The organism is Bradyrhizobium sp. USDA 336 (assembly GCF_044908355.1).
In the GTDB taxonomy this organism is placed as follows: domain Bacteria; phylum Pseudomonadota; class Alphaproteobacteria; order Rhizobiales; family Xanthobacteraceae; genus Bradyrhizobium; species Bradyrhizobium yuanmingense.
On sequence record NZ_JBIYDC010000002.1, the window covers coordinates 75,543 to 90,382 of the forward strand.

The 14,840-nt window shown below is 61.7% G+C and carries 12 protein-coding genes; 9 read left to right on the plus strand and 3 right to left on the minus strand.

Translation table 11 applies throughout. The features are described 5' to 3' along the window. From ptsP to ABIA45_RS01090, 5 genes are all read left to right on the plus strand, one after another. Window positions 1-1,620: a phosphoenolpyruvate--protein phosphotransferase gene (gene ptsP / locus ABIA45_RS01070; RefSeq protein ID WP_271544046.1), complete on the plus strand. Its 1,620-nt coding sequence runs from the start codon at window positions 1-3 to the stop codon at window positions 1,618-1,620. Between the two features lies 1 nt (window position 1,621). Beyond that, entirely contained in the window at window positions 1,622-2,035 is a 414-nt protein-coding gene (locus tag ABIA45_RS01075) for a hypothetical protein (protein WP_271544302.1), read from the plus strand. A 36-nt stretch (window positions 2,036-2,071) separates the two neighbouring features. Further along, complete coding sequence (gene dhaK / locus ABIA45_RS01080) at window positions 2,072-3,055, plus strand: dihydroxyacetone kinase subunit DhaK (RefSeq protein ID WP_271544048.1); 984 nt, start codon at window positions 2,072-2,074, stop codon at window positions 3,053-3,055. Between the two features lie 664 nt (window positions 3,056-3,719). Further along, window positions 3,720-4,307, plus strand: coding sequence for a hypothetical protein (locus ABIA45_RS01085; RefSeq protein ID WP_404650899.1), 588 nt, complete (start codon window positions 3,720-3,722; stop codon window positions 4,305-4,307). 109 nt (window positions 4,308-4,416) lie between these two features. Then, on the plus strand, window positions 4,417-4,662 hold the full coding sequence (locus ABIA45_RS01090) for a hypothetical protein (protein ID WP_271544053.1): 246 nt from the start codon (window positions 4,417-4,419) through the stop codon (window positions 4,660-4,662). A gap of 51 nt (window positions 4,663-4,713) precedes the next feature. Here ABIA45_RS01090 and ABIA45_RS01095 read toward each other — a convergent pair whose 3' ends face one another. Beyond that, the gene (locus tag ABIA45_RS01095) at window positions 4,714-5,436 is read right to left on the minus strand and encodes a response regulator transcription factor (RefSeq protein WP_271544055.1); all 723 of its coding nucleotides are present in this window, start codon (window positions 5,434-5,436) and stop codon (window positions 4,714-4,716) included. A 410-nt stretch (window positions 5,437-5,846) separates the two neighbouring features. On the opposite strand from ABIA45_RS01095, the gene ABIA45_RS01100 reads away from it, so the two are divergent. Together ABIA45_RS01100 and ABIA45_RS01105 are read left to right on the plus strand one after the other, a co-directional pair. Further along, window positions 5,847-6,671: a DUF3313 domain-containing protein gene (locus ABIA45_RS01100; protein WP_271544057.1), complete on the plus strand. Its 825-nt coding sequence runs from the start codon at window positions 5,847-5,849 to the stop codon at window positions 6,669-6,671. Window positions 6,672-6,892: 221 nt separating this feature from the next. After that, window positions 6,893-8,134: a patatin-like phospholipase family protein gene (locus ABIA45_RS01105; RefSeq protein ID WP_404650900.1), complete on the plus strand. Its 1,242-nt coding sequence runs from the start codon at window positions 6,893-6,895 to the stop codon at window positions 8,132-8,134. Between the two features lie 31 nt (window positions 8,135-8,165). Here the strand turns inward: ABIA45_RS01105 and ABIA45_RS01110 are convergent, their stop codons facing one another. Together ABIA45_RS01110 and ABIA45_RS01115 are read right to left on the minus strand one after the other, a co-directional pair. Further along, window positions 8,166-9,416 carry a sensor histidine kinase gene (locus ABIA45_RS01110; RefSeq protein ID WP_404650901.1) on the minus strand — a complete coding sequence of 417 codons (1,251 nt, stop codon included), beginning with the start codon at window positions 9,414-9,416 and terminating at the stop codon, window positions 8,166-8,168. Then, window positions 9,413-10,141 (minus strand): response regulator, encoded by a 729-nt coding sequence (locus tag ABIA45_RS01115; RefSeq protein WP_271544063.1) that lies wholly within the window; start codon window positions 10,139-10,141, stop codon window positions 9,413-9,415. The genes ABIA45_RS01110 and ABIA45_RS01115 overlap by 4 nt, the downstream gene beginning before the upstream one ends. A 289-nt stretch (window positions 10,142-10,430) precedes the next feature. Between ABIA45_RS01115 and ABIA45_RS01120 the strand changes: the two genes are divergently transcribed. Both ABIA45_RS01120 and ABIA45_RS01125 read left to right on the plus strand, forming a co-directional pair. Beyond that, window positions 10,431-11,486 (plus strand): efflux RND transporter periplasmic adaptor subunit, encoded by a 1,056-nt coding sequence (locus tag ABIA45_RS01120; RefSeq protein WP_404650902.1) that lies wholly within the window; start codon window positions 10,431-10,433, stop codon window positions 11,484-11,486. After that, a complete protein-coding gene (locus ABIA45_RS01125) occupies window positions 11,483-14,587 on the plus strand; it encodes an efflux RND transporter permease subunit (RefSeq protein WP_404650903.1) in 3,105 nt (1,034 codons plus the stop codon). Before ABIA45_RS01120 ends, ABIA45_RS01125 begins: the two co-directional genes overlap by 4 nt. Window positions 14,588-14,840: the final 253 nt, after the last annotated feature.

Sequence of the window (14,840 nt, forward strand, 5' to 3'; positions counted from 1 at the left end):
ATGCAGGGAGGCGCCGCCGGACTGGCTTTTCGCGGCAGGACCGCCTCGATCGGCTTTGCCCACGGCCCGCTCGTCCGTGTCGATGCAGGCACGAACGGCGAGCGGATCGCAGGCTCGCTGGTCGAGGAGGCGCTCGATCTTCGCAAGGCGATCGACGCGGCGAGCGGGCAGATCGCCGAGCTCGCCGCGATCGCGGGAGGTGAGGCCGCGCAGATTCTCGAGTTCCAGGTCGCGCTGCTGGAGGATGAGGATTTCATCGAAGCGATATTCACAGCGATAAGCGAGGGCGATGCCGCCGACGTCGCATGGCGTTCCGCGCTCGACGAGCAGATTACAGACTATAATTCGGCCGAGGACGAGTATCTGAAGGCGCGCTGCTCCGATCTTGCGGATCTACGCGACCGCATCATCAGCATCTTGCGCGGAGGCGGGGGCGAGGCCCCCAAGATACCGAGCGGTGCCGTCGTTTGCGCCGACGATCTGCCGCCCTCGCGTTTCCTGGAGATCGACTGGTCGGCCGGCGGTGGTCTTGCGCTCCTGCGCGGTAGCCCCACGAGTCATGTCGCGATGCTAGCGCGCGCGCGGGGCATCCCCATGGTCGTGCAGCTCGGCGCCATTCCGGAGATCGGCGCGACGGCGCTGCTCGATGGCGAGGGCGCTACGCTCGAGCTCGATCCCAGTGCCGAGCAGCTGCGGCTGTTCGAGAAGCGGCGCGAAATTCATCGCAAGAGCCGGGCGTCCGCGCGGGCGATCCTGCGACGGCCGACCGCATCATGGCGCGGGGAGCGGATCAAGCTGTTCATCAACATCCAGCGCGTCGAGGATCTCGATCATGCCGACGCACAATATGCTGACGGCATTGGGTTGATGCGCACCGAGTTTCTGCTCGCAGAGCGCGGCGGCCTGCCCGACGAGGAGACGCAGTATCGCGCCTATGCTGCCGTCCTGCGCTGGGCCGATCGACGCCCGGTTACCATTCGCACGTTTGATGCCGGCGGCGATAAGCCGGTGCCTGGATTCACCATCGACGGTGAGGCCAATCCCTTTCTGGGCGTGCGTGGCCTGCGGCTTTGCCTCGCCCGCCCCGAGATATTCAGCGTGCAGCTCCGCGCGCTGGCGCGTGCGGCCGTGCATGGAAGTCTCAGGGTCATGTTTCCGATGGTCACGGCGCCGGACGAGTTCGAGTGCGGACGGAAGCTGTTCGCCGAAATCGTGCAGCGCTTGCAGGCCGAGGGCATTGCCGCGATGCTCCCGGAGCTGGGAATCATGGTCGAGGTCCCGGCGGCGGCCCTGGCGATCGCGACCTTCAAGGCCTCCTTCTTCTCGATCGGATCGAACGATCTCGCGCAATATGTCCTTGCATGCGACCGTTCCAATGGAGCTCTCGCCCCCTTGATGGATCCCTTGCATCCGGCCCTCCTCGAACTGATAGCGCGAACCGCGGAGCACGGACGTCGCGCCGGAACGAGCGTCAGCCTGTGCGGCGACATGGCGAGCGACCCGCGCTGTCTGCCCGCGCTCCTGAATTGCGGCCTGCGCGAATTGTCGGTGAATGCGTCGGCGCTGGCGCAGATCAAACAGACAATCGACCGCTTGAGCAGCGGAGGCGGACTTGGCTGATATGGCGACCGATGAACCGGCCGAGGCGGGCGCCGTTGCGGTTTACAAGCGCATCTTCAAGGAGGTGCTTGAGAGCCGCCCGTCAGGCATGCGGCTGCGTCTGGCCCATGCCATGGGCAAGAACCGCAGCTTCGTCAGCCAGATCAGCAACCCGGCCTATCCGGTGCCGATTCCCGTGCAGCACCTGAACACGATCTTCGATGTCTGCCATTTCCCGCCGCAGGCGAAGGCGGCGTTCCTTCGTGCCTACACCCGTGCGCACCCGCGCCGGATCGGCCGCCTGACGGAGGGGGCGCATGAACGGACGCTGACGCTGCACCTGCCGGATCTCGGCACCTCGAAGCGCAATGCGGAGCTCGATGCGCTGCTGCAGGAATTCGCGCGGCGTTTGAGTGCGATCATACGCGAAAAATGAGCGCCAAGCTCAGAGCGACGAAGAGGGGAGGAGAACATGAAAAAGTTCATCAATTCGGTCGATGGCGTGCTCGCGGAGAGCCTCGACGGGTTGGCTGCGGCGCATGCCGATCTCGTGACGCTCGGGCCCGAGCGGAAATTCGTGCGGCGCCGCGAGCTCAATTCGCGGAAGGTCGCGCTCGTATCCGGCGGCGGTAGCGGGCACGAGCCGCTGCATGCGGGCTTCGTCGGCTATGGCATGCTCGATGCGGCCTGTCCGGGACAGGTCTTCACCTCGCCGACACCGGACCAGATCGTCGAGGCGGCGCAGGCCGTTTCGGGCGACGCCGGCGTGCTCTTCATCGTGAAGAACTATGCGGGCGATCGCATGAATTTCGAGATGGCGGCCGAGATTTCCGAGGGTCGCACGGCCACCATCGTCACCGACGATGACGTCGCGGTCGAGAATTCCACCCACAGCATCGGCCGCCGCGGTGTGGCCGGCACTCTGATCGTCGAGAAGATCGTCGGCGCGGCGGCCGAGAAGGGGGCTGACCTCCAGGCTTGCGTTGCACTCGGCGAGCGCGTCAACGCCCGGACGCGCTCGATGGGGGTGGCACTGACGAGTTGCACGGTTCCGGCTGCAGGCACGCCGACCTTTGTGCTCGCCGAGGACGAGATGGAAGTGGGTGTCGGCATCCATGGCGAACCGGGACGCCGCCGCGTCAAGCTGGAGCGCGCTGACGCGATCGCTTTTGAGATGACAACTGCCATTGCCGGGGATCTCGACGCCCGCGATGGCGACGAAGCCCTGCTGCTCGTCAATGGATTTGGCGGAACGCCCGCGATCGAGCTTTATCTGATGTACAACGCGGCGCGGCGGATGCTCGAAAAGCGCGGCTTGCGCATCGCCCGTTCGCTGGTCGGCAGCTATGTCACCTCGCTGGACATGGCGGGGTGCTCGCTCACCGTGAGCCTGCTCGATACCGAGACCCGGGCGCTGTGGGACCATCCCGTGCGCACGGCCGCGTTGAAATGGTGATGGCGGCTGCGAATGGCTGCTGATGATTTCGATCGTGCTCCGGCGGACGATCGGCCGGGGCCACGCCTCACGCATGTATCGGGAATTCTCCCGGTTCACCCTCCCTGAAACTTGCCGTGTCCCTTGGACACGGCTTCTTTTTTGGGGCGGTAGGCAGCTATTTCCCTGTCCGTCCCAGGCGCGGGGTCCAATGAGTGCTTTGCGCTGGAAATGATCGGCGGGCCCCCTCGGCTCCGGCCGAAACGAGCGTCGCCATTGCAGCAGCGATGAACGCGAAACTCCATATCGCCGCGCTGTTGCGGCGACGCCTGTAAGCTCTCCAAGACGATCTTGAGCTTCTCGTCCCCGAACCAGCGCCGCCGCCGGCCCGTATCCATCACCTCAGGCCGTTCGTCTCGGTCGCCGCGCCTATCTGATGCACCCGGTCCAATCAGGGACTCGGCCGCTCTGACATCTTTTGACTCAACATGCCGACGCGCAGAAACGTTCAGTCACACGCGGCCCAATTTGGATCCAGGTGTCTGGATAACGAGCGCGGGTCGGGAGAAGGGCGACGCTCGATTCCATCAAGATCGGACGTTCGTCGGGTAGTTCAGCTTTGCGAGAGCGGGAAAGCGAGGTCTGCAGCGTCGAAGAGCTTGATGTTCGCGGGGCGGTGCGCGGTGTGCAGCTGACCAATGGATCGAAGCCTGCAGCGACGATCAAGGTTCTAGAAGGAGGGCAGATGACTGTCGCAATAGTCGGCGCAATGAGAATCCTGACAACGCGCCGGTTGAATATGCCACGGCTCGGTTTTTGGATGCTGATGGCCGTCGCCGCCGCATCCCCTGCATTAGGGCAGGAGAGCTTCAATAGCGTCGCCGGTTCATGGTCGGGCAGTGGTTGGATGAAGCCCAAGGACGGCCCCCGGGAGCGGGTTCGCTGTAAGGTCGACTACGTGCCCAAGAACGAAGGCCAATCCGTCAGGATGAATGTGCGCTGCGCGAGCGAGGCGTACAAGATGGATCTGGGCGCCACGATCGAACAAAGCGGCTCGGAGCTTTCAGGAAACTGGTTTGAAAGCCAGTACCGCGTCGGGGGCAAGGTCTATGGGAAAAATCAGAATGGCGTGATCGATGCCCGCATCGAGGGCGACAAGATCACGGCGTTGCTCGTCGTTCGTACGAAAGGAAGCCGCCAATCCTTCGTCATGGAGTCGCCGGGAGCCTGGGTATCCGAGGTCGCCATCGATCTTACGCGCGATGCGCGATGACGCGAACAAAGTGCCGACGCGATCTCTCTCATGGCTCGCATGTGTGCTGTTGACGTCGTGCGCTGTGCAGCCCAAAGGCTCGCCGATGGCTCCGGAGCCGTCGAAAGTCATGGGCTCGCTGAAGAAAGTCGCCGCCGAAGCCCAATTGAAGGAGCCTGTCGAGTTCTCAGAGCCTATCCGAGCCCATCCGATCTCCTCCGTTCCTTGGATCATATGTTTGCGAAGCGGCGCCACGGAGTTGTCAAAGCGGCGTCCTTATGCGGTGCTATTCGAAGGCAACCGCTACGTTGAGGCGCGACTGTCGGTGATCGTCGACCGCTGCGAAGGGCAGTCGTTCGCAGCTCTGCCGAAATGATGCAGAGGTAGGCTTCGCTCGCAGACGGAGGTCGACTGAGCGACCGCAGGCTCAGGAGTGCTCGTCCAGGTAGCTAACCTTGGCGGCGAGCTGATAGCCGCCGTTGCGCACCGTCTTAAAGATGTGGTTTGCGCCGCTCTCTGCAAGTTTGCGCCGAAGTCGACTGATCAGTACATCAATGGAGCGGTCCAGGACGTCTCCATCGCGCCCGCGGGTCAGATCGAGCAGTTGGTCGCGAGACAGAACGCGGCCGGGACGGTCGAGAAACGTCAAGAGGAGATCAAACTCCGCCCCGGTCAAATCGATCGAGGTGCCTTGCGGAGCGACCACCGACCGGGCGGAAGGATCGGCGACGAACCCTTCGAAGAGGTAGCGACCTTTCCCGCCGTGAGAGGGGCGGCCATCGTCGCCCCGTCGGAGCACAGCGCGGATACGGGCGATCAGTTCACGCGGGTTGAACGGTTTGCCGAGATAGTCGTCGGCGCCGATCTCCAGGCCGATGATCCGATCTACCTCTTCTTTCAGTGCAGTGAGCAGGATGATCGGAATCCGCGATCGTGAGGACCGGAGATCGCGACAAAGATCGAGTCCGGACCCGTCCGGGAGCATCACGTCCAGTACGACCAGATCGATCTGATTCGTGGCGATCCGTTCACGTACCTCCGCGCAGCGGGACGCGAGTTGAACCCGGAAGCCCTGCTCCTTGATGTAGCGAGCAAGGAGCTTGCGGATCTCTAAGTCATCATCGACGACAAGGATTTGGGGAATGTGCATGAGCGCCGGTTTAGTCCGGTTGGAACAGGCTGAAGGGTATTATTTGTAACGAAGGCTGTCCTCAATTCGGACTGGACATCTTTCGACACAAATCGCGGTCGGTCAGCAACATTAGGTCATCAGCGGCCAGATTCCGAGCCATGTAGCCCGTTTATCACGAGCGCAGGGTTCACAATAAGGGGGTCTGAATGCGCTCCGCCGCCGGTCTTAACCATCCTGGTTCATATCCGTCGTTTCCGTACCAACGCCGGTGGCCGCTCGGATATTGCGCATCGCGCCTGCTTCGCTTCGCGCTGCCGTACGGCCGGACGGGTGCGAAATTCGAGGGCGGCTTGGCCTCGGACAACCGAGTATGCCCCGCGATCGCGGCGGGTTGGAGGCAGTTGGCGGCGACGGGCCGAAACAAGTCGATGCGCTTGGCGCTCCTGCCCATCCTTGCACTGTTGCCCGGTTGCGCGACTCCCGCGCTGGTCCAGGGCAACGGGCTGTCCTCCTACGAAGGATTGAAGCAGTCGGATGGAAAGATCACCAAGTCCCGTCTTCAGGTGAAGAAAGAGCAGGTAGCGGCGGCGAAGACGATCAATGTCGCATCGACGGCATTCCCTGCCCACGTTGCGCCTGCGCTAACCCATGAGCAACGTATCCTTGTTGCCAATACGGTAAGCCGCGCCTTGTGCATCAATTTGAGCGACAGATTCAGAGTGGTGTCGCCCGATCAACGGGCGGATTTGACCGTGCGTGCGGCCATTACGCGTGCGACGCCGACTGATGAAGTCGCCGCGGGCGTCTCGGCCGCGGCGAAGCTCGGTACAAGCTTCGTGGACACGGCCGTTCCGATTCCAGTGCCCCGCATTCCGGTTGGACTCGGAGACTTGTCCATCGAGGCCGAAGCCGTCGACGTCACGGGGCGGCAGCAAGCCGCCATGATCTGGGGAAGAGGGGCGAACGCCTTTTTCAGCACGCCGAGAGCATCGAAAGCCAGTGACGCTTACGATCTCGCTCGGGACTTCGGCGACGACTTCGCTAAGATGCTCAACAAGGGTGAAAGTCCCTTCGAGGGCTTTAGTATCGATATCCCGTCCTTGGAAAAGGTCGGCTCGAATATTGGTCTCGCTCCCAAGTATGCGGCGTGCGAAACCTATGGCCGGGCTCCTGGGATCGCCGGTCTGGTCGGCGGCAAATTGGGCCTTCCTCCCGAATGGACCGATGACGGTCCAGCGGAAACACGAAAGTAGTGGTGGTCGAGGACGGCCGGATCGGCAGACGCGGCCTTTGCGGCTCGATCGCGAAGGTCGCCTACGATGATGGTCATCCACGTCGTCGTGTACGGCCCCCGTGCCCCGTGTCGGCCGATCGAGCATCTATCGTCGAGCCCTTCAGGTGGACGACCCGTTCGCTCGGAGGTCGTATTAGGCGTCCTCAGATACCGAAGACCATGTGTACATCGAGATCAGTGATGCGTGTGGCCGCGCTGTTTCTGATGACCGGCCTTCTTTGCGGATGTGCCTCCCTGTTCCCGCGCGATGTGGTTCCGAAACGGCTCATTGACGAGGCCGAACTCACCGGGATGCCGAACATTCGGGTATGGGGGGACGCTCCGCCCGAGGCGCTTGCCGCCCTGTCTACAATCAAACAAATCCGGAGCAAGCCGAATGCCGCTCATGGTCGTCTCGGCCAACAATCGGATGAGCTCAACATTCTCGCAATATCTGGCGGAGGCGACAACGGTGCCTTCGGTGCCGGTCTCTTGGTCGGGTGGGGTGATGCCGGCACGAGACCTGAGTTCGATCTGGTCACCGGGGTGAGCGCCGGCGCGTTGACTGCGCCGTTCGTCTACCTGGGGCGGAGCAGAGATGCAGCATTGAAAGAGGTGTTCACGAGGTACGAGCGCAGCGATATCTACGATCCCGGCGTCGTGGCGCCATTGCTCGGATCGGGCTTGGTCGACAGCTCCCCGCTCGAGAGTCTGATAGCAAAGTATGTTGATGATCAATTCCTCCGCGATATCGCGATGGAGCGGCGAAGGGGTCGAGTGTTGCTCATCGGAACGACGAATCTGGACGCGCAGCGTCCCGTTCTATGGGATGTGGGACGCATAGCCATGAGCAATCATCCGCAAGCCCTGCCCCTCTTCCGAAAGATCCTGCTGGCTTCCGCTTCTGTGCCGGGTGCCTTTCCTCCCGTCCGCATCAAGGTCAGTGTTGCAGACCGCACCTACGAGGAACTTCATGTCGATGGGGGCGTGACTCAGCAGGTTTTCGTGCCGCGACCTTCGACCATCATTCGCACCGACGTCCCAACCAAGAGAGCTGCTGCACGCCTTTTCATCATCCGAAACGGAAAGATCAGCCCGGAATGGGAAGCCGTAGAACCGGGCATTCTCTCTATTTCTCTGAGGTCGATCTCCACCCTGATCAAGAATCAAAGCATCGGCGACCTCTATCGCATCTATGCGAAGGCCGAGATCGACGGTACCGACTTCAACCTTGCGGCAATTCCGTCGACCTTTCGAGCGACGAGGGAGGCGTCGTTTGAGCAGGGATATATGCAGGCGTTGTACACCGAAGGCTATCGTTCCGGTTTCGAAGGCTACCGGTGGATAAAGGCACCCCCGGGAATCGCGAAGAATCCGAAGCCGCTGGGTCACCTCTCCAGTTCGGCCTCGCCCCCCGCCAGCCAGAGTGCGGAGCTCCGGTAAATGTGTCCCGCCGGGGTTAAAGGGGCACCCGTCAGTGTGGCTCCGCCGGAAACGAGTGCGTAACCGGCAGCGTCACGGTCTGGATCAGCCCCCGTGGTGATCCGTTCTGGATCTTGATGCTGCCTCCTGCGCGCTGAACGATCTCTTTCGCGATCGTCAAACCGAGCCCGGCACCATCGAACTGCTTTGTGCGCGCCCGATCGACGCGGAAGAACGGCTCGAAAACCTGCGCGATGAGATCGGGCGGAATCCCCGGACCGTCGTCGTCGATCACAACGACGATGTCCTTCGCGCTGCTTTGGACGGCGACCCGGGCCCGCTTACCATGCGTGGATGCATTTATGAGCAAATTCCTGAAGGCGCGGCTCAGGCCTGTGCGATTCGCGAGTGCGGTCGCCGCCGCAGAGCTGGTCAGAGTGACGTCGTAAGATAGCGTTCGAAGCTCGTCCACGAGGTCGGAAACGAGAATGTCCAGCCGGATCGGCTCAGGTGCCGACTTGCCGGAGTCCTCTCTCACGAGAAGAATTGCGCTGTCCGCGATCTTTTCCAGCTCGTCGATATCCTTTAGCCACATCTGGCGGTCCTCTTCATCCGTGACGAACTCGGCACGCAGGCGCATACGGGTGATCGGTGTCCGTAAGTCATGGCCCGCTGCCGCGACCAGCCGCATTCGGCTTTCCATTGCCGCCTTCAGCCGGGAAGACAGAGAATTCAGCGCTCTGGCTGCGACCCGCACCTCCGCCGGTCCTGTCATGGCCAGTTCGGGAAGGACACCGTCCGGGCCTACGGTTTCGATCGCGCGTTCGAGAAGTACGAGAGGTTTGACCATCCGGTTCGCGAAAAAGAGAGCGACCGCCATCGTGCCCAGCGTGGTCAGCGCGAGCCAAATCAAAAGCAGATGGAAGACGCCGCCCGCGGGAGGCAAGTCAGGGATTTGCGTGACGATCCATCCTTGATCAACCGGAATGGACAGGAGAGCAAGATCGTCCCTGCGGGACACGATGACGTCGCGGGGGATCCCGCGGGCCATCAGCGCGTCGCGCAGCCAAGTGGTGAGATTGGTTTCGACTTCACCGCCCGCTGCGGCCTGTTGAACGATGACCAATTTGGGAGCGACCTGCCCAACTCGGGTCAATAACTCTACCTGGTCGACGAGTGGAGTGATTGCCTCCCGTTCGTTGGGCGGATCAAACAGGTAGACGAGAATCCCGGTCAGAATGCAGACCACCGAGATGATCACGACGGTGAGAAGGACGGCGAGTTTGGCGCGCAGGGTGTTCACGCCGGAAAGTCCTGCACCCCGACCTTCGCGACGAGCTGATAACCGCCGTTGCGAACTGTCTTGAAAAGGGGCGGCATTCCGGAAGTGTCCAGTTTACGCCTCAACCGGCTGACGAGGACATCGATGGAGCGATCGAAGACCTCTCCCTCTCGGCCGCGCGTAAGGTCCAGGAGTTGATCGCGCGAAAGCACACGTCCCGGTCTGTCGAGAAAGACCTGCAACAGGTCGAATTCCGCGCCGGTCAGTTCGAGAGCATTGCCCTGCGCATCGGTCACGTTGCGCAACTGCGGATCGGCCGTAAGGCCGTCGAATCGGTACTTCCTTGCTTCTTGAGATCGAAGACTTCTTTCTGAGCGGCGTCGTAAGACGGCGCGAATTCTGGCGACCAGTTCTCTCGGATTGAACGGCTTGCCGAGATAATCGTCGGCTCCCATTTCCAGACCTACGATGCGATCGACATCCTCCTTGAGCGCCGTCAGAAGGATGACGGGGATCATGTTCCGTTTCGCTCGCAAATCGCGGCAGGCGTCGAGCCCGGAGCCGTCCGGAAGCATCACATCCAGGACCACGAGATCCACCGGTCCGGCGGCAAGGCGCTCGCGCATCTCGCTGCAGCTCGATGCCAGGACGACGCGAAGCGACTGGCTTTCGATGTAGCGGGCAAGAAGCTTACGAATCTCGGGATCGTCGTCGACGACTAGGATCTGAGGAGTGTGTTCGTTCATGGATGCCGTTCACAGTGGCTCGGAAGCGCGGTTTTACCGGTAAACAGGGGCGAAAAAAGCCGGAACTCGTAACGAAAGGCGCCGAGGCACCAACCTAGCAACATTTCGACACAAACTGGCACCCTCCAGAGACGATCCGACACAAATTGTACTAAGCGAGCAAACGCCACGTCCTACCCGAGTGGTCGTCGGCCCTTCGCGGAAGTGTGGCCGGCGAGGCGTTCGGGAGTCGACGGGGGCGCGGGAGGAAGGTGCTGATATGAAGAGAATCCATCGGGGCCTGACGTCAATGGCGATCATGACGTCTCTGGTCTGCCATTCCACCGTCCATGCCGAAAGTCTCTCATTCGCGATGACCGTCGTGGCCGCATCGGTCGAGAGATCGGAGGTCACCAGGACGATCACCGCGACAGGCAACGTCGTGGCGTGGCGTGAAATCCCGATCAGCTCTGAAGCGGGTGGGCTGGCGGTGATCGAGGTCGCCGTGGACGAAGGCGACGTCGTTGTGAAGGGGCAGGTACTGGCGCGCCTCAGCCATGATCTGACAGCTGCGGCGATATCCAAGCAGAAGGCCGCGATCGGCGAACTGGAAGCGAGCCTTGCCATTGCCCGATCGGATGCTGCGCGCGCGCATTCGGTGTCCTCGGGGGTGATGAGCGCGCAAGCCATCGAGCAGCGCGAGACGCTCGTCAAGACGACCGAGGCCAAGCTGGAAGCGGCTCGTGCCCAACTCGACGAAGCAGAGGCACGGCAACGTCAGACGGTCATCGTCGCTCCCGCTGCGGGAACGATCGCCTCGAGATCGGTGGCGATCGGCCAGGTGGTTCAAGCCGGAGTCGAGATGTTCCGATTGATCCAGGACGATCGCATCGAGATCGATGCCCGCGTGGTCGAAACCGACCTGCTCGCTGCTGCGGCAGGGCAGCATGTGATGGTGCTCGGCCCCGGTGGGCGATCCGAGCATGGATCGGTCCGCCTCGTTTCGCCGGTGGTGGATCCGAAGACGCGCTTAGGTACGGTTCATGTCGCCCTGCCAAACGGAACGAATCTCAAGCCAGGGATGTTCGCTCGGGTCGAGATTTCGGCCGCAAGAAAGCTTGCGTTGACTGTTCCGTTGAAGGCGCTGGTCTGGCGCGAAGCGAAGGCTCACGTCTTCAAGATCGGACGCGACAGTCTGGTGTCGTTGGTCGAGATCGGAATCGGCGCCAAGGAATCGGATGACGTGGAAGTCCTGCGTGGACTGGAGGTTGGAGATCGCATCGTGACCCAAGGTTCTGGTCTCCTCAGCGACGGTGATTTCGTGAACGTGAAGACTGCCTCGGTCAAAGGCGGCGCGCTGCGATGAACGGCATCTCCGGTTGGGCGATCCGCAATCCCGTCGCGACCATCATTCTGTTCGTGCTGCTCACCCTTGCAGGGGCCGTCGGCTTCTCGAAGCTCCGGCTCAACAATATGCCCGACATGGACATTCCGACGGTGACGGTCAGCGTTGCCTGGCCTGGAGCAGCGCCGACTGAAATCGAGGCGCAAATCACCCGATTCGTCGAGGACGGCGTCGCAGGGCTTGGTACCGTCAATCGGACTCGTTCGATCGTAAACGAGGGACTGTCCATGACCATGGTCGAGTTCGCGATCGGCACCGATATCGATCGGGCGACGAACGACGTCCGGGATGCCGTCGTATCGGTCCGTTCGAAGCTCCCGCAAGGAACGCTCGATCCCATGGTCCGGCGTGTCGATGCGACGGGACAGGCGATCCTGACGTTCATCGTCGACGCTCCGATGATGGCTCCGGACGCGTTGAGCTGGTTCATAGACAACGACATCGCCAAAGCAGCGCTTGCGGTCCCCGGCGTCTCCAAGATCCTCAGATCCGGCGGCGTCGATGCGGAAATCACCATCAAGCTCGATCTCGACCGATTGCTGGCTCTGGGACTGACCGCCGCGGAAGTTTCCGACCTTGTGAGAAACCGCAACATCACTCAGCCCGGCGGTCGTGCGACGCTGGGGGGATCGGAGCAAGTCATTCGTACTGTGGGAAGCGCTCCGGACGTCGCGGCCATGAAGGAGATGCGCCTGGCCTTCAGCGACGGCCGCAGCGTCAAGCTGTCCGAAATCGCAACCGTCGAGCGCTCATGGGCCGAACCGCGACAGAGGTCCCGGTTCAATGGTCGGGAAGTCGTGGGGTTCAGCGTCTACCGCGCCGTCGGGACCGGAGAGTTTGCAGTGACCCGAGCCGTCAGGAAGCGGATGGCCGAATTCGCCGCTGCGTACGGTGGCGTACGGATCCTGGAAGTGACCTCCTCGACCGATGCGGTCATCGAGGGATACGACGCCGCCATCGAGGCGCTCCTGTTGGGAGCGTTGCTCGCAGTTCTGGTCGTATGGATCTTCCTGCGGGATATTCGGGCGACCTTGATCTCGAGCGCTGCGCTACCGTTCTCGTTGATGCCAACCTTCGCGGTGATGTATGCGCTGGACCAATCGCTGAACAACATCACTCTTCTGGCGATTGCTTTGGTCGTCGGCATTCTTGTCGACGATGCCATCGTGGAAATCGAGAACATCGTCCGGCACATCAGGCAGTCCGGAAAGACCGTATACGAGGCCGCCATCGGTGCGGCCGACGAGATTGGCCTGGCCGTGGTTGCGACGACGTTCGCCATCATCGTGGTTTTCGCGCCGGTCGGTCTGATGCCGGGCATTCCGGGACAGTTCTTCAAGGCTTTCTCGATCGCCGTTTGCAGTTCTGTCTTCTTCTCTCTCGTGGTCGCTCGCTTGCTTACGCCGTTGATGGCGGCCTTTCTCCTGAAGACGACCGGAAGAGAGCATCACGAGCCGGCGTGGGTGCGGTACTATGCCTTGATGCTGACCTGGACGCTGCACTATCGATGGATCACCATCGTCGCCGGTGTCATATTCTTCGTCGCGTCCTTATCTATCATTCCGTCCCTTCCGACCGACTTCATGCCAGCGGCCGATCGAGGCCGCACGATCCTCAGCGTAGAGTTGGCGCCGGGTGCGACGTTGCAGGAAACGGACGCTGCCACGCAAAAGGTCACGTTCCTGCTTAGGACGAGACCTGAAGTCGCTTCCGTCTATGCCGCCGTCGGAACCGAGACTTCGATACTTTCCGGCCCGGGAGACCTGTCCACCTCGGTGGGAGAGGTCAGGAGATCGACCGTTACGATCAATCTCGTTCCGAGAGCCGAGCGAACCCTCTCCCAACAGGCGTTCGAAGCTTCGATCGGCCGTCAACTTTCGATCATTCCGGGCGTCCGGATCCGCCTTGGCGAGGACGGCTCCTCCGGTGCGAAAATCCAGGTGTCGTTGTTGAGCGATGATGCCGCAGCACTTGCCCATGCGGCAGGCCGATTGGCCCAGGATATGCGCGCAACTCCGGGATTCCAACGCGCGAGAGTCATGAGCAGTTTCGCCAAGCCTGAGCTGCAGATAACCCCTAAGGCGGACAAGGCCGCTCTCCTCGGAGTTTCTACGACCGCGATCGCCAAGACTGTCAATATCGCCACCGTAGGCGATATCGACCAGAACCTGTCAAAGTTCAGCCTGGGCTCGCGGCAAATTCCCGTTCGCATTCTGCTGAACGACGCTGCTCGCTCCGACATGGCGGGCCTGTCGATGCTGCAGGTGCCAACTTTCGAGAAGCCGGTGCCCTTGTCGTCTGTCGCCGATATCAGCTTCGGCTCAGGTCCGCTCCAGATCGACCGGACCGATCGCACCAGAAGCGAGACGGTCGAAGCAGAATTAAGTGGTTTGACGGTAGGCGAGGCGGAAGACCTGGTCGCCCAGATGCCTTCGATCAAGCGGCTGCCGTCGGCCGTATCCTACAAGCCCGCGGGCGATTCCGAACGCATGCAGGAGCTGTTCGACGGCTTCAAGCTCGCGATCGGGTCGGCGATCGTTCTGCTCTTCGTCGTCCTCGCGCTGCTCTTCAACGGGTTCGTTCAGCCGGTAACCATTCTCACAGCGCTGCCGCTGTCGATCGGAGGGGCTCTCGGCTCGTTGCTGATGACGCAGATGTCGATCTCTCTGCCGGTCATGATCGGGCTGCTGATGCTCATGGGAATTGCGGCGAAGAACTCGATTCTTCTCGTCGAGTACGCGATCGTCGCCAGGCGCGATGGCGGCCTTGACCGCACGCAGGCTTTGCTGGACGCGGCCCGGAAACGAGCTCGGCCGATCGTCATGACCACGATAGCGATGAGCGCCGGCATGCTGCCCATAGCTTTGGGCATGGGCGCGGATGCCGAGAGGAGGGCGCCTATGGCGATCGCCGTGATCGGGGGATTGTTCAGCTCGACCCTTCTCAGTCTTATGTACGTACCTGCCTTCTACACGGTGATGGACGATCTGCAGCGCTGGGCAGGAAAGATCTTTCGGAGAGACGTCGCGCGAACCGGTGAGATCGTTCGAAGCGCGCCGTGACGCACGCAGGGTTCGATTCCAGCCGCTTTAATGATCCGTCGTCATTTGCCGATCTCGGCTATAAGAAATCCGCTCGTTCGATTTGGCTACAGGTGTCAAGTCCGTGTCCGATTGCTTGGGATATCTTGGCGCACTTAAAACACCTGCGAGTTTCAAGATGCTCTCCGCAACATGGTCCTCAAAGGTGACGCCATGGTGAGCGATCCTCGGGAGTTTTTCTAGCCGAGAGTTCCGCAAGCCGCTGGGGCAGCCC